This window comes from Devosia sp., assembly GCF_028290625.1.
Lineage (GTDB): Bacteria > Pseudomonadota > Alphaproteobacteria > Rhizobiales > Devosiaceae > Devosia.
Map to the genome: position 1 here is coordinate 16790 of NZ_JAQGJM010000011.1, position 15979 is coordinate 32768.

Below are 15979 nucleotides of genomic sequence, written 5' to 3' on the forward strand. Positions count from 1 at the left end.
ACCAAAGCCGCCCCAATCCGCATCTCAATAAACGCGTGCCTTCGGCGCGATCTTCTTCAGATCAATCCCGCCTTGGTCAAACGGCGTCAGCGGGTCGACATGGACCGGACGATAGCCCAGCGTCACGGCGCCGGTATCGGTATCGATCCAGCTCAGCGTGTGCTTGCGCCAGTTGACGTCGTCGCGGCTGGGGAAATCCTCATGCGCATGGGCGCCGCGGCTTTCGTGGCGGGCTTCTGCCGAAACCACCGTGACCATCGCATTGGCCATCAGGTTTTCCAGTTCCAGCGTTTCCACCAGGTCCGAATTCCAGATCAGCGAGCGATCGCTAACCCGCACGTCGGGCAGTTGGCCATAAATTTCGGTCATCCGCTTGACGCCCGACTGCAGCGACTCCGAGGTGCGGAACACCGCGGCATCTTCCTGCATGGTGTGCTGCATGGCGTCGCGCAGAGCCGCCGTCGGCTTGGTGCCATTGGCATTGCGCAGCCGGTCGAACCGCGCCAGGATCTTCTCGTCCTGTGCCGGATTGATCGCCGGGATCGGCGCCGAGCGGTCCATCACCACACCGGCCCGCAGCGCAGCGGCGCGGCCGAACACCACGAGGTCGGTCAGCGAATTGGAGCCCAGGCGATTGGCGCCATGCACCGAGGCGCAGGCGGCTTCGCCCACGGCCATCAGCCCCGGCACGATCGCATCGGGGTTTTCCGGCGTCGGATTGAGCACTTCGCCATGATAATTGGCCGGGATGCCGCCCATATTGTAATGCACCGTCGGCAGCACCGGGATCGGCTCGCGCGTCAGGTCGACGCCGGCAAAAATCTTGGCCGATTCGGTAATGCCCGGCAGGCGCTCATGCAGCACTTTCGGATCGAGATGATCGAGGTGCAGGTAGATGTGGTCCTTCTTCGGGCCCACGCCGCGCCCTTCGCGAATTTCCAGCGTCATGCAGCGGCTCACGACGTCGCGCGATGCGAGGTCCTTGGCATTGGGCGCATAGCGCTCCATGAAGCGCTCGCCTTCGGAGTTCGTCAGATAGCCGCCCTCGCCACGGGCGCCTTCGGTGATCAGCACGCCAGCGCCATAGATCCCGGTGGGATGGAACTGCACGAATTCCATGTCCTGCAGCGGCAGTCCGGCCCGCGCCACCATGCCATTGCCGTCGCCGGTGCATGTGTGGGCGGAGGTCGCCGAGAAATACGAGCGGCCATAACCGCCGGTGGCCAAAACCGTGGTCTTGGCGCGGAAGCGATGCAGCGTGCCGTCATCCAGCTTCCAGGCCATCACGCCCTCGCAGGCGCCGTTCTCGCCCATGATCAGGTCGAGGGCAAAATATTCGATATAGAACTGCGCATTGTGGCGCAGGCTCTGGCCATAGAGCGTGTGCAGAATGGCGTGGCCGGTACGATCGGCGGCGGCGCAGGTGCGCTGCACCGGCGGGCCATCGCCATATTCGGTCATGTGGCCGCCAAACGGGCGCTGATAGATTTTGCCAGCTTCGGTGCGCGAGAACGGCACGCCGTAATGCTCGAGCTCATAGATGGCGGCCGGGGCTTCTCGCGCCAGGTATTCCATGGCGTCGTTATCGCCCAGCCAGTCCGAGCCCTTGACGGTATCGTACATGTGCCACTGCCAGCTGTCGGGACCCATATTCTGCAGGGACGCCGCGATGCCGCCCTGCGCCGCGACAGTGTGCGAGCGGGTGGGAAATACCTTGGTGATGCAGGCGGTATTGAACCCCTGCTCGGCCATGCCCAGCGTAGCGCGCAGCCCGGCGCCGCCGGCCCCCACCACCACGACATCGAATTCATGGTCGATGATCTCGTATGCAGAAGCCACGGCGCTAACCCCAGAAGACCAGTTTGAGGATCGAGGCGACACCAGCCGCCGCGATAACGATGCAGAACATGGTATTGAGCATCATGAGGAGGCTATAGACGCGCCCGGCGAAGTAATCCTCGAGCACGTCGCGCATGCCGTTGCGCATGTGCACCGTGGCGATCACCAGCAGCACGGCCAGCGGAATGCCGATCCACCCATTGCCGATGGTCGCCACCATATCGGCGCGATCCTGCCCGGCCAGTTTCATCACCACATAGAGCAGCAGGATCAGGAAGACGATATTGATCGCCCCGGTGGTGCGCTGGATGATGAAGTGACGCGTGGAGGCTTTGGCGTCGCCGTATTTGCTCTTGGGATTGGCGATGACGTCGCGGGTAATGATCTGTTCGCGCATTATGCCACCCACACGAAAAGGGTCCAGATCGCCAGTGTCAGCACGACAGAGAGGACAAGATTGGCCCAGGCCAGCATTTCGCGCTGCCCCGGCTCCATGCCCTGGATGAAATCCCAGATGAAATGGCGGATGCCACCCAGCATGTGATGCACCAGGCTCCACGTGTAGAGGAACAGCACCAACTGGCCGAACCAGCTGCCATAGACAGTGTTGACCACATCGAGCGGCCCCTGCCCCCAGGCGGCGGCGGCCAGCCAGATGACGAGGAACGCGGTGCCGGCATAATTGGCAATGCCGGTGGCCCGATGCACGATCGACATCGTCATCGTGATGGTCCAGCGGTAAATCTGCAGGTGGGGAGATAGAGGACGGGGTCGAACCGACATAGGGCCTCGCTGTTACGCGGCGGGGCGCCGCTACAGTTTGGAATGGTTCGAGACTTCTAGCCCCGCAATGTTACAAAATCAAAGCCGTAAAACGCATGGCGCCATAAACTTTGGCCGCAATCAGCGCGACGCGAAGTCCAGGCCCAAGGCTGAGGCCGAAATCGGCGGCAATTCGGCGCTCTGCACCGGGGCGTGGACCCATAGGTTCATCAGCAGGGTGAAAGCGGCGATGCCGATGGCGGATGCAAGATAGTCCATGAAATTTCTCCGGGATGTGGCGCCACCAGCCGCTATCGCCGGGTCGCCGTGATGTTGGCCCTCCTACAAAGCCGCGCCCCACCCCGGCGTGAATTGCGCGTTAAGTTTGCATTCATGCGCTCACCCGCCTTGCACGCCCCGCACTTGTCGGCCGCCGCCAAGCCTGCCATTGGCATGGGCGGCGAAGACGCGAGAGGGCGGACATGGACGAGCGCATCAAACTGATCGGCATCGAGACCCTGTCCAAGGCCTGGGGCACGCTGACCCGCGCCACGCTGGACTATCGCCGTCTCGATGGCAGCTGGCACACCCAGAGCCGCGAGGTCTATGACCACGGCAATGCGGCGGCGATCATCCTGTTCGATCCGGCCCGCCGCACCGTGCTGCTGACCCGCCAATACCGCTACCCCGTCAGCCTCAATGGCGATCCCGCCTGGCTGATCGAAGCCTGCGCGGGCCTGCTCGATGGCGATGACAAGCTGGTCGGCGTCATGCGCGAGGCGCTGGAGGAAACCGGCCACCAGCCGCGCGACGTACAATTCCTGTTCGACGCCTATATGAGCCCCGGCTCACTGACCGAGCGCCTGTCGCTGTTCGTCGGCCATTACGACGCCGGCACCAAAGTTGCCGATGGCGGCGGGTTGGAGGCGGAAGGCGAGGAAATCGAGCTGCTCGAAATGGGGCTGGATGAGGCCATGGGGATGGTGCGCGGCGGCGGCATCATCGACGCCAAGACCATCATGCTGCTGCAATGGGTGGCGCTGAACCGGTAGGTCGGCGGCAGGCGGTGCAACGCCCTCGTGGTTCGAGGGTCGCTGCGCTCCCGCCTCACCATGAGGGCTACTGCTAGATCTCAAATTCCCAGTAGCCCTCATGGTGAGGTGCGAGTGCTTACGAGCCTCGAACCACGAGGGCGTGGCGCGATCTCAGGCTAGACCCGGCCCGCGCCGGGGTGACACCGAGTATGTGGCACCAGCAAGAGCACCCCTTCGGACAGTTCAAAAATCCACCAGCTTCTTGTCCGGATCGTAGGGCTGGTCCTTGGCCAGCCGCGTCACCGCTTGCCCGCACCGCATCTTCTTGGTGAAGCCGTCATAGGCGTAGCTCGGCGAGCCATGCAGCGCCCAACCTTCGGACAATGCCTTGGTTACCTTGTGGCAAAAGCTGGAATCGTCCTCGCCCGACAAGAAGCGGTAAATCTGCATGCATGCCTCCAATGCGGCGCCCACCAATGCGCCGGAGTTGATCTTGTCCGCTCTTAGCGCTAATCGAATGCCCATGCATCGGTTTCCTGAAGAACTGCTGACGGGTCACGCCAATTTCATGGCCGGGCGCTATGCTCGTGAACGGGACCGGATTCGCGACCTGGCCGCGCAGGGCCAAAACCCCACCACCATGATCATCGCCTGCTGCGATAGCCGCTCGGCCCCGGAGACGATTTTCGACGCGGGTCCGGGCGAGCTCTTCGTGCTGCGCAACGTCGCCAACCTGGTGCCGAACTACCAGCCCGATGGCGGCCAGCACGGTACTTCGGCGGGTATCGAGTTTGCCGTCAAGGCGCTGGGCATCAAGAACATCGTCATCATGGGCCATGGCCGCTGCGGTGGCATCAAGGCCGCGCTCAACACCGATTCGACCCCGCTCGACGCCGGCGATTTCATCGGCAAATGGATGGCCATGCTGGGCGACCTGCCCGATCAGGTCGGCCAGAACGACCTGATGACCCCCGCCGAACGCCAGACCGCGCTGGAGCGCATTTCCATCCGCTCCTCGATCAACAATCTGCGGACCTTCCCCTACGTTGCCGAGCTGGAGGCCGCCGGCAAGCTGGCCGTGCACGGCGCCTGGTTCGATATCTCGACCGGCGAACTCTGGGTCATGGACGGCGATACCGGCGACTTCGTGCGTCCCCTGATCTGAGCCTGGCGCCCACCGGCGCTAGACTTGCCTCACCCAGAAAAACCCGTCCCGTTCACGGCCCCGTGAGCGCTCAATAGTCCGGCGGGTGCCGATCCCCGGGCAGCAAATCTTGCCTGCCACAAAAAAGCACTTCCCGCCCCGAATAACCGGGCCGGCACGATTCCGAGCAATGACAATAGGACGCAAGTTTTATATCGCCATAGCCGAGAAAACTTCGGTTTATCTTGCAGTTACCTCAAAAATCCATTGCCCAGAAATGACCCGATTGTGTCCGGATCAGCACCAATTTTTGGGCCGCTGCGGACCACATTGAGCTTCCATTGTCTTGCTCACGGGCCGCAGGAGAGCGGGCCGTCGGGAGCCGGCTAACCGGGTGCCGCTTTTATCTCCACCAACATGGAGCTTAACCGCCATGAAGAAGATCATTCTGTCGTCGCTCGTCGTTCTCGGCCTGTCCACCGCAGCCTTTGCGCAGGCGGCGACCGATTTCGCCACCGTGGATGCCGATGCCAGCGGGGGCGTGTCCTGGGCTGAAGCCTCAGCGGCTGTGCCGACGCTGACCGAAGACGCCTTCAAGACCGCTGACGCCGATGCGAGCGGCGAGCTGTCCGCCGAGGAATATGCCGTCGTGGCGGCGCCTGCTCCTTAAGGCATCGTGACCAGCGGAGCCGCCCCACGCCCGGGGTGGCTCCGCTCCTCTATCGTTTCAGCCTGCCGCGGCCTTTTTGGCGCGGCCCCTAAATGGAGATTTCATATGCACAAGATTGCTTTGAGCCTTGCCGTATTCGGCCTGTCCGCTACCGCCGCGTTCGCGCAGACACCCACCACGTTTGCCGATCTCGATGCCGACGCCAATGGCGAGTTGTCGATTACCGAAATCCAGGTGGCCTGGCCCGATCTGGCCCAGGATGAGTTCACCACCGCTGACGCCGATGCCAGCGGAGGTCTGTCGACGGCCGAACTGAGCACGCTACAGCCCGCGGCCGGCGCTCCTGCCGCCGAAACCCTGCCGGCCCCGACCCTGGCCCCGAGCGACAGCATGGCGCCGGCCGCCGACGCCGCCCCGGAAACGCCTGACTCGCTGATTCAGTGATCCCCGTCAGCTAACGCCTTTGGCCGCTCCGGTTCGCCGGGGCGGCATTATGCTATTGGGGCGGACCGCAGCCGCGCCAGCACGCGCGGCCCGAACACATTGAGCACCAGCCCGACGAAAATCAGTGCGCTGCCCAGGATTTCGAGGCTGCTGACCGCTTCCCCGAGCAGCACCATCGCTGCGGCAAAACCTACCACCGGCACCAGCAGCGAAAACGGCGCCACGAGACTCGCGGGATGCCTCCCCAACAGCACCGCCCAGGCGCCATAACCCAACAGCGTCGAGCCATAGGCGATGAACAGCACCGAACCGATCGCCTGCAGGCTCACATGTCCCAGCGCCGCGAAGGCCTGCGGTCCCTCGAATACCAGCGACAGCACCAGCATGGGGATCGGCGGCACCAGACTCCCCCACACCACGAAGCCCAGCATGTCCACCTTGCCGGCGCGCTTGGTGGCGATATTGGAAATGCCCCAGAAGAACGCTGCCAGCAGCGTCATCAGCAGCGGCACCAACACCGCGCCGCCCAGTTGCTCGGCCGCAATCGCCCCCAGCCCCGCCAGGGCCACCGCCGCTCCGCCGATCTGGAACGGCCCCGGCCGCTCCCCCAGGAACAGCACAGCCAGCGCCATGGTGAAGAACACCTGGATCTGCATGACCAAGCTGGCCAGCCCCGCCGGCATGCCCAGTTTTACCGCCGAAAATAGCAGGCTGAACTGCAGCACGCCCACCGTCACGCCATAGACGATCAGCAGGCTCCAACTCACAGCCGGCTTGCGAATGAAAAACACCGCCGGCAGCGCACAGCCGATATAGCGCAGCGCCGTCAACAGGAATGGAGACACCTCCGCCACGCCCCATTTGATGGCCACGAAATTGAGGCCCCAAACGATGACGACAAGAAGGGCAAGCAGCAGGTCGCGCAGGGGCATGACAGGTCCTAGTTGCGGGTGGTGCCGGACACCCCTCATCCGCCCTTCGAGCACCTTCTTCCACAAGGGGAGAAGGTAATAGAGCCGAGAGTTATCGGTCGTACCCCCTCTCCCCTTGCGGGAGAGGGACTGACCATTCTGCGTTCAGCAGAATAGTCAGGGTGAGGGGGCTCTTACGCCGCCGCCCGCTTGTCCATCAACCCACGCTCGATCAGCGTCTCGGCGATCTGGATCGCGTTGAGCGCCGCGCCCTTGCGCAGGTTGTCCGACACCACCCAGATGGCGAGGCCATTCTCAACCGTATTGTCTTCGCGGATGCGCGACACGAAGGTGTCGTATTCACCAACCGCGTCGATCGGGGTCGCGTAGCCACCCGGCTCGCGCTTGTCGAGGACCGAAATGCCCGGCGCTTCACGCAGCAGGTCACGCGCTTCGTCGGCCGAAATGGGGTTCTCGAACTCGATATTGACCGCTTCCGAATGGCCCACGAACACCGGCACGCGCACGGCGGTGCAGGTTACGCGGATCTTGGGATCGAGAATCTTCTTGGTCTCGGCCAGCACCTTCCACTCTTCCTTGGTGTAGCCGTCTTCCATGAACACATCGATGTGCGGGATGACGTTGAAGGCGATCTGCTTGGGGAACTTGCCGACCGTGGCTGTATCGTTGACGAAAATGCCCTTGGTCTGGTTCCACAGCTCGTCGACGCCTTCCTTGCCGGCGCCCGAAACGGACTGGTAGGTCGACACCACGATGCGGGTGATCTTGGCAAAGTCGTGCAGGGGCTTGAGCGCCACGACCAATTGGGCGGTCGAGCAGTTCGGATTGGCGATGATATTGTTGCGCTTGGGGTTGGCCATATAGGCGTCCAGCACATGCGCGTTCACTTCGGGCACGATCAGCGGCACGTCCGAATGATAACGCCAGAAGCTGGAATTATCGATGACGATGATGCCCATGGCCCCGAGCTTGGGCGCCCAGTCCTTGGAAATGGTCGAGCCCGCCGACATGATGGCGAAATCCACGCCCTTGAAGTCGTAGTCGTCGAGATTCTTGGCCTTGAGAATCTTGTCGCCGTAGGAAATTTCGCGCCCGGTGGAGCGCGAGGAGGCGAGAGCGATCACCTCGTCGGCCGGAAACTTGCGTTCGGCCAGAATGTTGAGAACTTCACGGCCCACATTGCCAGTGGCACCGATAACAGCGACGCGATAACCCATTTTTGGAACTCCAGTCCCTTACCATTTCCGCCCCCGCGCGACGCTGTGCGTCGCGGCCCATCCGGGTTCAGCCTCTCCCCGTCGGGAGACGACCCGGGGAAAAGCGTCAGGCGGTTTTGGTAGTTTTGGTTGCAAACGCAGCAAAACCACGACGGGCTTTAAGCCCGGTGGTGGTCATCATGGCGATGATGAAAGCGCTGCGCATCGGTTTGACTGCTTTGTTGAAAGCACGGTTCTCATACGCCCAAATGGCAAAGAGTCAATGAATTTGGTCGGGCTGTGGTGGCACGCCCCGTGGTTCGAGGCTCGTTTCGCTCACGCCTCACCATGAGGCTACTGAGAGTTTTGAAACCTCATGGTGAGGTGCGAGCTCTTAGCGAGCCTCGAACCACGAGGTTGGGCACTCAAGGCTTGCCTCCCCGACCTCCATGGCTGTAACTGCGCCAAACCTGAAAGACCCAAAAAACATGGCCCATTACGACGTAATCATTCTCGGCGCCGGCGCCGCCGGCATGATGGCCGCCATCGAGGCCGGCAAGCGCGGCCGCACGGTGCTGCTGGTCGACCATGTGCAATATGCCGGCGAGAAAATCCGCATCTCCGGCGGCGGCCGCTGCAATTTCACCAACGTGAATGCCACGGTCGAGATCGGCCGTGACCGTTTCCTGTCCCAGAACCCGCGCTTCGCCCTCTCGGCGCTGAGCCGCTACACCCCGGAAAACTTCATCGCGCTGGTGCGCCGCCACGGCATCACTTTCCATGAAAAAGTGCTCGGCCAATTGTTCTGCGATGGCCCCGCCACCCAGATCAACACCATGCTGCTGGGCGAAATGCGCGAGGCCGGCGTCGCCTTCTCGTTCTCGACCAATGTCGAGGCCGTCGAAAAGACCGAGACCGGCTTTTCCGTCCGCTTCGCCTCCGGCTACGCCACCAGCGACAGCCTGATCATCGCCACTGGCGGCAAATCCATTCCCAAGATGGGCGCCACCAGTTTCGGCTACCAGGTCGCCACCCAGTTTGGCCTCCGCGTCACCGAGACCCGCCCCGCTCTGGTGCCATTGACCTTCGAAACCGGAGCGCTGGAAAGGCTCAAGGAGCTGGCCGGCATCGCCACCGACGCCATCGTCAGCCACGGCAAGACCAAGTTCGAGGAAGCGCTGCTATTCACCCACCGCGGCCTGTCCGGCCCCGCGATCCTGCAGATTTCCTCCTATTGGCGCGAAGGCGATTCGATTTCGGTCGACCTGATGCCCAATGCCAGCGCCATGGATTTCCTGCGCGCGGCCCGCACCGCCACGCCCAAGCTGCAGGTGCAGACCATCATCGCCAATGCCCTGCCCAAGCGGCTGGCCCAGTTGCTCGGCGATGAGCTCGACATGCACACCATGATCGGCGACTTCCCCGACAAGAAGCTCGCCATCGTGGAAGCCAAGCTCAAGGCCTGGAGCCTCAAGCCGGTCGGCTCGGAAGGCTATCGCACCGCCGAAGTCACCCTGGGCGGCGTCGATACCCGCGACCTCGACGCCAAGACCATGGCGGCCCGCGCTGTCCCCGGCCTCTATTTTGTCGGCGAAGTCGTCGACGTCACCGGCTGGCTCGGCGGCTACAATTTCCAATGGGCCTGGGCTTCAGGGTGGGCGGCCGGCCAAGCGGCTTAAGGCAGCTTCTCCAGGAAACCCAGCACCACCGCGTTGAACACTTCGGGCCGCTGCAATGGCGCAAAGTGGCTGACCTCCTTCAGCTCAACGAGTTCCGCCCCCGGAATGGTTCGGGCGATATAAGCCGCGTGCTCCGGCTTGATGAACTCGTCATGCTCGCTCTGCACCACGGTCACCGGCACGCTGATTGCCGCCAGATCCGCCGCCGAATAATTCGGCTGCGTCCGCTGCATCAGCCCGACTGCGTCGGAAAACGCCTGGAAATCGTCCGGCGTCGTCGATAGCGCCGCATAATCCGCCTGATGCCGCCCGATGCAGTTGCCGAGCATCCGTGTGAATTCGAACGGCTTGGTGCCGCTATCATCCACATTGCAGGCGAAAAACAGCACGCCGCTGACCCGCTCCGGCGCCATCCGGGACATGGCCAGCCCGATGCAGGCGCCATCGCTCCACCCCACGATCGGTGCCCGCCCGATCTTGAGCGCGTCCATCACCGCCAGAACATCGCTAGCCATCAAATCGTAGCTGAACGGCTGCCCATCGCGGGTACTATGGCCATGCCCGCGGCTGTCGATCAGCACCGCCCGATAGCCGGTCCCCACCAGCGCCGGCACCTGATGGGCAAAATTGCCGCTATGGCCCAACCCGCCATGCAGCAGGATCACCGGCGCGCCGGTCCCGTAGCTCACATGCCAGATGCGTGCGCCCCTATGCTCCACGGCTCCCGTTTCGCCGCCAGCTGGCAAGGCCGCGCCCTCAGCCGCGAAAATTTCCAACCCGTCGTCGTGCCAAATCATGTCGATGCTCCTGTGTCTGTCGCACCTCGTCGACTGGCCGACGCCCGCTTCGACAATGCCCACCAGAAAACATTCTATCTATGCGGCCTGCACGAACATGATGCGATTGCCCTATCAATCACCGGCCTGCCCCGGGACGGTGGGCTCTAGGACCAGTCCGACCTCAAAATCTATGGCCGACCCGCACCATCAGATTGGTTGCCGCCCGGTGGGGATCGTCACAGGTCCCAAAATCCGGCAGATGCTCCAGCGTCCCAATCAGCGAAAATCCCGCCGGCAATTGGAGTCCGGCGCTTCCCGCCAGCCTCAGCGCCACGCCGCAGCCGAAATTGCGTGACGCGTCCCCGCTCGGCGCGTTCACCAGCGCACTGGTCAGCACCGCCCCCGCGCTGGCTTCCACGAACACCGGCAACACCGGTACCTGCACCGTCCAGCTCAGCCCCGCATAGATATCGCTCTCGCCTTCGCCAAAGCTGACGCTGGCACCCACATGCGGCCGCAGCTCGCCCAGCACCGCCCAGGCATTGAGATCAGGCACCGCGAATAGCAACTCCACATTGGCGTCGCGGATCGAGCCCGGATCGAGCAGCGCATCACCGCTGGTCACCACGCCCGCGCGCATTTCGGGCAGCCAATTCATCTGCGCCTGTGCCGCCCCGCTGGCCAGTACCAGCAGCACCAACCCGACCAGCGCTCGCAATCCAACCCGGCCCATCAGCGCCCACCCCTGAAAAACGCAGTTGAGCCCCGGTTGCCGCCATCGTCAAAATTTGAATCAAATCATGCTGACCAAATGCTTTCGATCCGGCCCTCTTGACTAACCCATACCTGGATGGCTATAGATTAATCCATAGCCATCCAGGTATGGATAAAAAATGCTCACCTCGCAGGACCTGCTATTCAAGACGCTGGCCGACCCGACCCGGAGGGCCATCTTCGAGCGCCTGTGCCGCGAGGGCGAACAGACCGTGGGCGCCCTGACCGTCCATGCGGGCGTGTCGCAACCCGTCGTCTCCAAGCATCTCGGCATTCTCAAGCAGGCCGGGCTGGTGATTGACCGCCACGAGGGCCGCCAGACTCATTGCACCGCCCAGCTTGGCGCGCTGGCTCCCCTGGTCGACTGGACGCGGGAAATGGCGGGGTTTTGGGAAAACCGCTTCGACGACCTGGAAGATCTGCTCAAGAGGATGGACCAATGAGCGACGCCGCCACCCAGACCCGCTCGGTCGTCATCGAGCGCGAAATCGCCCATCCACCCGAAAAAATCTGGCGCGCGCTGACCCAGCCGCACCTGATCGAGGAATGGCTGATGAAGAACGATTTCAGCCCGATCGCCCGCCACCAGTTCAACCTGCGGCGCGAGCCGATGCCGGGCGTGAACGTGGTGATCGATTGTGAAGTTCTGGCGGTCGAGCCGCACAAGACGCTGTCTTACAGTTGGGCCGCCTATGGGCTGGACAGCGTCGTCACCTGGACGCTGACGCCGATCCCGGCCGGAACCCTGTTGCGCATGGAACAGGCGGGCTTCCGGCCCGACCAGACCCAGGCGTTCCATGGGGCCCGCGCCGGCTGGCGCGAATTCCTCACCGCCCTCGACGCCGTCCTGGCACGGACCGATTGACGAACCCCAACCACAGGAGAAGACCCATGAAGATCAGGCTGACCACGATTTACGTCGACGACCAGGAACGCGCACTGCGCTTCTACACCGACATCCTGGGCATGGCCGTCAAGGCCGATTTCAGCAACGGCCCCTATCGCTGGCTGACCGTGATCTCGCCCGACGAGCCGGAGGGCACCGAACTGCAACTGGCGCTCAACGACAATCCGGCGGCCAAGGCCTATCAGCAAGCCATGTTCCAGCAGGGCCAGCCCGCGGTCATGTTCTATAGCGATGACATCAAGGGCGACCATGAGCGCATCACGGCGCGTGGCGGACAATTCAGCATGCCGCCCACCGAGGTCACCGGCTCCACCATCGCCCAGTTGAACGACACCTGCGGCAACCTCATCCAGATCACCCAATTGGCGCGCTGGTAGGCTTTGTATGTTCGTCGCACCCTACATCGCCAACCGGCGCCGCGAGCGGCGGATCGCCAGACAGGAGTGATCGCAATGGCAACGAAAGCTGATGGCGAAGCCGAAGTCCGCGCCAGGATCGCCGCGTTGCGCGCACCCTACAATGCCATGGGCGAGCGCATTCATGCGCTCATCCTGCGCAGTGCACCGGTCCTGCAGGCCCGGATCTGGTATGGCATGCCCGGCTATGCCAAGGGCAACGGCCCCGCCCTCTGCTTCTTCCGCCTGGACGAAAAATACATGACCTTCGGGCTGACCGAGAAGGCGCATCACATCCGCGAGGCGGGCGCCAGCGACCAGCTCATGGCCTCCGCCTGGTTTTTCGAAACGCTCGATGAGGCCACGGAAGCCCGGATCGCCGAGATCGTACAACGGGCAGCGCGCTGAGCCGCTCAAAACCAAGAATCGGAGGCATGCCGCAATGACCCCAACCGAACAGATCGACCAGCTTATCGCCAGCCTCACCGATTGGCGCGGGACGACGCTGGCCAGCATCCGCCAGATCATCCTAGCGGCCGATCCCGAGATGTAGTCGCAGCCTTAGTCAGCTCTGGTTCAGCCGGCCGCGATCATTTATCCTCCTCACCTTGGCTCAGGAGGAGGTTCCCATGCGCTTCTTTGCCGTAACTCTTGCTTTCGTCGCCCTCACCTACCCCGCTCTCGCTGGCGATCTCACGCCCTATCTCATCCGCACCATGCTGGCCAAGGATAACCCGACCGCCGTGGTGCAGGCGATCGACAATGGCGACGCGGAAAACAATCCCTGGTTCGGCGTACTCGACCAGATCGAGACCGGCGATCAGGACTGGATCGCCCTCGTGCCCCTGCTCGCGCCCGGCACCGATGCGGGCACCGCCGAGGGCCTAGTCATCACCCTGTCGCGCACCCTCAAGACCAACGCCCCTGCCGTGCTCCAGCTGATCGCCGATGGCCAGTTCACAGTCGATGACATTTGCCTGGACAACGACATCGAGGTGCCCGTCACCGACTACATCGCGTTCCTCGACAAAATAGTCGTAACCGTCGCAGCCGTGCTCGACCCTGCACTGCGCGATGTCCGCAACGCCTGCTTGCACCAGATCGGCACCGCTCGCATCTCGGCTTTGGTGGACGGCTATTAGAAAAAAGCCGCCGAATGAAACCGGCGGCTTGCGATCAGGTCTGTTACTAGACGGCCTTAGCGGTCCTAGAATTTCCAGCCGACGCGCAGGCCGAAATTGGACAGCCCGTCATTGGCGTCGCACCAGTCGTTATTGGACGTGTGCTCATAGGTCAGCGTTGCCGTGGCATTGTCGCCCAGCTTGGTGCCGATACCGTAGCGCTGGTAGAAATTGACCGAGCAGCCGAAATTCTTCGTGCCCGCAGGGGCACCCTGATTATACCCCGTATGGGCGGCGGCGCCCAACGTGCCTTCAAGGTAAATCGGCGTATCGAAGATCGGCAACTGCCAGGTCAGCCCGAGATGCGCCAGGCTCTCATGCCCGCCGAAGTTGACCGTTGCGCCCAGTTCGGGCCGCGGCGAGCCGATCCAACGGAAGGCATCCAGCTCGGGCGTCGTGAACAACACGTCGAAGCTGACATTCTCGATCCGGCTGACGTCCCATTCCCCAACCCGAAACGGCAGAGCCGCATAGTCGACGTCATAGGTGTGGATGCCGAAGCGCAATTCATCGACCCAGCCGGCCAACGGCTTGGGCGACAGCAAATCCTGCGCGCTCGCTGGCGCCGCAGCAGCCGCTGCGAACAGCATCACCAAACCGATTATCCGTCGAAAAGCCATCTGCCGCACTCGAACCTTACATTGCCCCTATGAGCCGTCATCGTCGGGCCAAGTCAATGCCATCACGGCAATTCTTGGCCGCCTGTGCTGAACCGAACACGCCGACACTGCGCTATCTTCGTTCATCGGCCGTTAAACGCGCCGATTCCCCATCTCGCTTTCATCGTAGTTTGCCGATATAGAATCCAGCAACAGTTTTGTCCCGCCCTTCCGTTGATTATCCCGTAAAGACGCCGCGCCATGACCGCACTTATTCCCCTCTCGATGCAGGACCTTGCCCCGATCGCCGAAGGCATTTCCACCGCCGATGCGATGGCGGAGACCATAAAGCTGGCCCAACTGGGCGACGCCTTGGGGTTTACCCGCCTCTGGTATGCCGAGCATCACGGCATGCCCTCGATTGCCTCTTCGGTCCCCGAAATCCTGATCGGCTCGGCTGCGGCGCACACCAAATCCATCCGCGTCGGCTCCGGCGGCGTCATGCTGCTCAACCACGCGCCACTGCGTATTGTCGAGGCCTATCGCACGCTCGAGGGCCTGCATCCCGGCCGCATCGACCTGGGCCTGGGTCGCGCACCGGGCGGCGACGGCTACGCCATGCGGGCACTGCGTACCGGTGGGGGCGAGGAATTTTCGGCCTATCTCAGCGAATTGATGGCCTTCGAGGAAGACAGTTTTCCGCCCGACCATCCCTATTCGCGCGTGCCGGTCGCGCCGGGCGGCATCAGCCTGCCCCCGCTCTGGCTGCTGGGCTCCTCGGGCGCCAGCGCGCAGGCGGCCGGGCAATTGGGCATCGGCTACGCCTTCGCCGCCCATTTCAGCCATACGCCACCTGCGCCGGCCTTCGAATCCTACCGCTATGCGTTCAGGGCCACGCAGGCGTTCCCAAAGCCCTATGCGATGATGTGCGTCTCGGTCGTGTGCGCCCCCACCGACGAGGAGGCGCGCTATCTCTCCAGCTCCCAGGAACTGAGCTGGGCGCTGTTCCATTCCGGCCAGATCCGCAAGCTTGTCTCTCCCGAGGAAGCGACGGCCCACGCCTATACCGAACAGGAACGCCGCATCATCGAGCATCAATCGACGCTCTGGATCGTCGGCTCTCCCCAGACCGTGCGCGACCAGATCATGGCCAAGGTCGCCGACAGCAACCCCGACGAGGTGATGATCACCACCACCATCCACGACTACGCTCTTCGTCGTCGCTCCTATCGGCTCGTCGCCGAGGCGTTTGGTATCGAACCGCGGCAATAATCGCGCCGTGTTGGAACCGGACACGGAACCGGCGTGTTCGAGGTCTAGACGGGACCATCGGCGGGAACAGGACATCATAAAATGGCGGACAAGCTTACCTCCAAGCAGCGCGACACGGCCCTTCGTGGCCTCAATGGCTGGGTCTATGACGAGGGCAGCGACGCCATCAGCCACGTCTTCAAATTCAAGAACTTTTCCGAAGCATTCGGCTTCATGACCCGCGTCGCCCTCGCCGCCGACAAGGCTGGCCACCACCCCGACTGGTCCAACGCCTACGATACCGTCACCATCGTGCTCTCCACGCACGATGCCGGCGGCCTGACCGACAAGGACGTCGCCCTCGCCAAAGCCATCGACGCCATCCTCGCCTGA

General features: G+C 62.9%; 22 protein-coding genes. 12 read left to right on the forward strand and 10 right to left on the reverse strand.

The window, feature by feature from the left end:
• Positions 1 to 24 precede the first annotated feature (24 nt).
• From sdhA to JWR51_RS05430, 4 genes are all read right to left on the reverse strand, one after another.
• Positions 25 to 1839: a succinate dehydrogenase flavoprotein subunit gene (gene sdhA / locus JWR51_RS05415; RefSeq protein ID WP_299744741.1), complete on the reverse strand. Its 1815-nt coding sequence runs from the start codon at positions 1837 to 1839 to the stop codon at positions 25 to 27.
• Between the two features lie 4 nt (positions 1840 to 1843).
• Positions 1844 to 2236: a succinate dehydrogenase, hydrophobic membrane anchor protein gene (gene sdhD, locus JWR51_RS05420; protein WP_299744744.1), complete on the reverse strand. Its 393-nt coding sequence runs from the start codon at positions 2234 to 2236 to the stop codon at positions 1844 to 1846.
• Positions 2236 to 2622 carry a succinate dehydrogenase, cytochrome b556 subunit gene (sdhC, locus tag JWR51_RS05425; protein WP_299744747.1) on the reverse strand — a complete coding sequence of 129 codons (387 nt, stop codon included), beginning with the start codon at positions 2620 to 2622 and terminating at the stop codon, positions 2236 to 2238. The genes sdhD and sdhC overlap by 1 nt, the downstream gene beginning before the upstream one ends.
• 120 nt (positions 2623 to 2742) lie before the next feature.
• Entirely contained in the window at positions 2743 to 2880 is a 138-nt protein-coding gene (locus JWR51_RS05430; protein WP_299744750.1) for a hypothetical protein, read from the reverse strand.
• 203 nt (positions 2881 to 3083) lie between these two features.
• On the opposite strand from JWR51_RS05430, the gene JWR51_RS05435 reads away from it, so the two are divergent.
• Positions 3084 to 3653 carry an NUDIX domain-containing protein gene (locus JWR51_RS05435; RefSeq protein WP_299744753.1) on the forward strand — a complete coding sequence of 190 codons (570 nt, stop codon included), beginning with the start codon at positions 3084 to 3086 and terminating at the stop codon, positions 3651 to 3653.
• A gap of 225 nt (positions 3654 to 3878) precedes the next feature.
• Here JWR51_RS05435 and JWR51_RS05440 read toward each other — a convergent pair whose 3' ends face one another.
• Entirely contained in the window at positions 3879 to 4085 is a 207-nt protein-coding gene (locus JWR51_RS05440) for a DUF1737 domain-containing protein (protein WP_299744756.1), read from the reverse strand.
• Positions 4086 to 4158: 73 nt separating this feature from the next.
• On the opposite strand from JWR51_RS05440, the gene JWR51_RS05445 reads away from it, so the two are divergent.
• The 3 genes from JWR51_RS05445 to JWR51_RS05455 all read left to right on the forward strand — a co-directional run bounded on the left by JWR51_RS05445 (position 4159) and on the right by JWR51_RS05455 (position 5893).
• Positions 4159 to 4800, forward strand: coding sequence for a carbonic anhydrase (locus tag JWR51_RS05445; RefSeq protein WP_299744759.1), 642 nt, complete (start codon positions 4159 to 4161; stop codon positions 4798 to 4800).
• A gap of 412 nt (positions 4801 to 5212) precedes the next feature.
• Entirely contained in the window at positions 5213 to 5449 is a 237-nt protein-coding gene (locus JWR51_RS05450; RefSeq protein ID WP_299744762.1) for a hypothetical protein, read from the forward strand.
• A gap of 105 nt (positions 5450 to 5554) precedes the next feature.
• Positions 5555 to 5893: a hypothetical protein gene (locus JWR51_RS05455; RefSeq protein ID WP_299744765.1), complete on the forward strand. Its 339-nt coding sequence runs from the start codon at positions 5555 to 5557 to the stop codon at positions 5891 to 5893.
• Positions 5894 to 5940: 47 nt separating this feature from the next.
• Here the strand turns inward: JWR51_RS05455 and JWR51_RS05460 are convergent, their stop codons facing one another.
• Positions 5941 to 6825 carry an EamA family transporter gene (locus JWR51_RS05460; RefSeq protein WP_299744768.1) on the reverse strand — a complete coding sequence of 295 codons (885 nt, stop codon included), beginning with the start codon at positions 6823 to 6825 and terminating at the stop codon, positions 5941 to 5943.
• A gap of 173 nt (positions 6826 to 6998) precedes the next feature.
• The gene (locus JWR51_RS05465) at positions 6999 to 8042 is read right to left on the reverse strand and encodes an aspartate-semialdehyde dehydrogenase (protein WP_299744771.1); all 1044 of its coding nucleotides are present in this window, start codon (positions 8040 to 8042) and stop codon (positions 6999 to 7001) included.
• Between the two features lie 467 nt (positions 8043 to 8509).
• On the opposite strand from JWR51_RS05465, the gene JWR51_RS05470 reads away from it, so the two are divergent.
• Positions 8510 to 9700 carry an NAD(P)/FAD-dependent oxidoreductase gene (locus tag JWR51_RS05470; protein ID WP_299744774.1) on the forward strand — a complete coding sequence of 397 codons (1191 nt, stop codon included), beginning with the start codon at positions 8510 to 8512 and terminating at the stop codon, positions 9698 to 9700.
• On the opposite strand, the gene JWR51_RS05475 is transcribed toward JWR51_RS05470, so the two are convergent.
• A complete protein-coding gene (locus tag JWR51_RS05475; protein WP_299744777.1) occupies positions 9697 to 10497 on the reverse strand; it encodes an alpha/beta hydrolase in 801 nt (266 codons plus the stop codon). The genes JWR51_RS05470 and JWR51_RS05475 overlap by 4 nt on opposite strands.
• A gap of 163 nt (positions 10498 to 10660) precedes the next feature.
• Positions 10661 to 11212 (reverse strand): hypothetical protein, encoded by a 552-nt coding sequence (locus JWR51_RS05480; protein ID WP_299744780.1) that lies wholly within the window; start codon positions 11210 to 11212, stop codon positions 10661 to 10663.
• Between the two features lie 160 nt (positions 11213 to 11372).
• Between JWR51_RS05480 and JWR51_RS05485 the strand changes: the two genes are divergently transcribed.
• The 5 genes from JWR51_RS05485 to JWR51_RS05510 all read left to right on the forward strand — a co-directional run bounded on the left by JWR51_RS05485 (position 11373) and on the right by JWR51_RS05510 (position 13697).
• Positions 11373 to 11696, forward strand: coding sequence for a metalloregulator ArsR/SmtB family transcription factor (locus JWR51_RS05485; protein ID WP_299744783.1), 324 nt, complete (start codon positions 11373 to 11375; stop codon positions 11694 to 11696).
• A complete protein-coding gene (locus JWR51_RS05490) occupies positions 11693 to 12118 on the forward strand; it encodes an SRPBCC domain-containing protein (protein WP_299744785.1) in 426 nt (141 codons plus the stop codon). Before JWR51_RS05485 ends, JWR51_RS05490 begins: the two co-directional genes overlap by 4 nt.
• Positions 12119 to 12144: 26 nt before the next feature.
• Positions 12145 to 12537, forward strand: a complete 393-nt coding sequence (locus JWR51_RS05495) for a VOC family protein (protein WP_299744788.1) — start codon at positions 12145 to 12147, stop codon at positions 12535 to 12537.
• Between the two features lie 75 nt (positions 12538 to 12612).
• Positions 12613 to 12963, forward strand: coding sequence for a DUF1801 domain-containing protein (locus JWR51_RS05500; RefSeq protein WP_299744791.1), 351 nt, complete (start codon positions 12613 to 12615; stop codon positions 12961 to 12963).
• Positions 12964 to 13184: 221 nt separating this feature from the next.
• Positions 13185 to 13697 carry a hypothetical protein gene (locus tag JWR51_RS05510; RefSeq protein WP_299744794.1) on the forward strand — a complete coding sequence of 171 codons (513 nt, stop codon included), beginning with the start codon at positions 13185 to 13187 and terminating at the stop codon, positions 13695 to 13697.
• Between the two features lie 65 nt (positions 13698 to 13762).
• Here JWR51_RS05510 and JWR51_RS05515 read toward each other — a convergent pair whose 3' ends face one another.
• Positions 13763 to 14326, reverse strand: coding sequence for an acyloxyacyl hydrolase (locus tag JWR51_RS05515; RefSeq protein WP_299744797.1), 564 nt, complete (start codon positions 14324 to 14326; stop codon positions 13763 to 13765).
• A gap of 270 nt (positions 14327 to 14596) precedes the next feature.
• Between JWR51_RS05515 and JWR51_RS05520 the strand changes: the two genes are divergently transcribed.
• Together JWR51_RS05520 and JWR51_RS05525 are read left to right on the forward strand one after the other, a co-directional pair.
• Positions 14597 to 15607 (forward strand): LLM class flavin-dependent oxidoreductase, encoded by a 1011-nt coding sequence (locus JWR51_RS05520; protein ID WP_299744800.1) that lies wholly within the window; start codon positions 14597 to 14599, stop codon positions 15605 to 15607.
• 81 nt (positions 15608 to 15688) lie between these two features.
• On the forward strand, positions 15689 to 15979 hold the full coding sequence (locus JWR51_RS05525) for a 4a-hydroxytetrahydrobiopterin dehydratase (protein ID WP_299744803.1): 291 nt from the start codon (positions 15689 to 15691) through the stop codon (positions 15977 to 15979).

What these genes read in the sequence shown, in the direction of transcription:
- JWR51_RS05460 (WP_299744768.1), bottom strand. Translation starts at nt 6,825, where the DNA reads ATGCCCCTGCGCGACCTGCTGCTTGCCCTTCTTGTCGTCATCGTTTGG.
- sdhC (WP_299744747.1), bottom strand. Translation starts at nt 2,622, where the DNA reads ATGTCGGTTCGACCCCGTCCTCTATCTCCCCACCTGCAGATTTACCGC.
- JWR51_RS05515 (WP_299744797.1), bottom strand. Translation starts at nt 14,326, where the DNA reads ATGCTGTTCGCAGCGGCTGCTGCGGCGCCAGCGAGCGCGCAGGATTTG.
- JWR51_RS05455 (WP_299744765.1), top strand. Translation starts at nt 5,555, where the DNA reads ATGCACAAGATTGCTTTGAGCCTTGCCGTATTCGGCCTGTCCGCTACC.
- JWR51_RS05430 (WP_299744750.1), bottom strand. Translation starts at nt 2,880, where the DNA reads ATGGACTATCTTGCATCCGCCATCGGCATCGCCGCTTTCACCCTGCTG.
- JWR51_RS05500 (WP_299744791.1), top strand. Translation starts at nt 12,613, where the DNA reads ATGGCAACGAAAGCTGATGGCGAAGCCGAAGTCCGCGCCAGGATCGCC.
- JWR51_RS05485 (WP_299744783.1), top strand. Translation starts at nt 11,373, where the DNA reads ATGCTCACCTCGCAGGACCTGCTATTCAAGACGCTGGCCGACCCGACC.
- JWR51_RS05520 (WP_299744800.1), top strand. Translation starts at nt 14,597, where the DNA reads ATGACCGCACTTATTCCCCTCTCGATGCAGGACCTTGCCCCGATCGCC.
- JWR51_RS05435 (WP_299744753.1), top strand. Translation starts at nt 3,084, where the DNA reads ATGGACGAGCGCATCAAACTGATCGGCATCGAGACCCTGTCCAAGGCC.
- JWR51_RS05490 (WP_299744785.1), top strand. Translation starts at nt 11,693, where the DNA reads ATGAGCGACGCCGCCACCCAGACCCGCTCGGTCGTCATCGAGCGCGAA.
- JWR51_RS05480 (WP_299744780.1), bottom strand. Translation starts at nt 11,212, where the DNA reads ATGGGCCGGGTTGGATTGCGAGCGCTGGTCGGGTTGGTGCTGCTGGTA.
- JWR51_RS05470 (WP_299744774.1), top strand. Translation starts at nt 8,510, where the DNA reads ATGGCCCATTACGACGTAATCATTCTCGGCGCCGGCGCCGCCGGCATG.
- JWR51_RS05495 (WP_299744788.1), top strand. Translation starts at nt 12,145, where the DNA reads ATGAAGATCAGGCTGACCACGATTTACGTCGACGACCAGGAACGCGCA.
- JWR51_RS05510 (WP_299744794.1), top strand. Translation starts at nt 13,185, where the DNA reads ATGCGCTTCTTTGCCGTAACTCTTGCTTTCGTCGCCCTCACCTACCCC.
- JWR51_RS05525 (WP_299744803.1), top strand. Translation starts at nt 15,689, where the DNA reads ATGGCGGACAAGCTTACCTCCAAGCAGCGCGACACGGCCCTTCGTGGC.
- JWR51_RS05445 (WP_299744759.1), top strand. Translation starts at nt 4,159, where the DNA reads ATGCATCGGTTTCCTGAAGAACTGCTGACGGGTCACGCCAATTTCATG.
- JWR51_RS05440 (WP_299744756.1), bottom strand. Translation starts at nt 4,085, where the DNA reads ATGCAGATTTACCGCTTCTTGTCGGGCGAGGACGATTCCAGCTTTTGC.
- JWR51_RS05465 (WP_299744771.1), bottom strand. Translation starts at nt 8,042, where the DNA reads ATGGGTTATCGCGTCGCTGTTATCGGTGCCACTGGCAATGTGGGCCGT.
- sdhD (WP_299744744.1), bottom strand. Translation starts at nt 2,236, where the DNA reads ATGCGCGAACAGATCATTACCCGCGACGTCATCGCCAATCCCAAGAGC.
- JWR51_RS05450 (WP_299744762.1), top strand. Translation starts at nt 5,213, where the DNA reads ATGAAGAAGATCATTCTGTCGTCGCTCGTCGTTCTCGGCCTGTCCACC.
- JWR51_RS05475 (WP_299744777.1), bottom strand. Translation starts at nt 10,497, where the DNA reads ATGATTTGGCACGACGACGGGTTGGAAATTTTCGCGGCTGAGGGCGCG.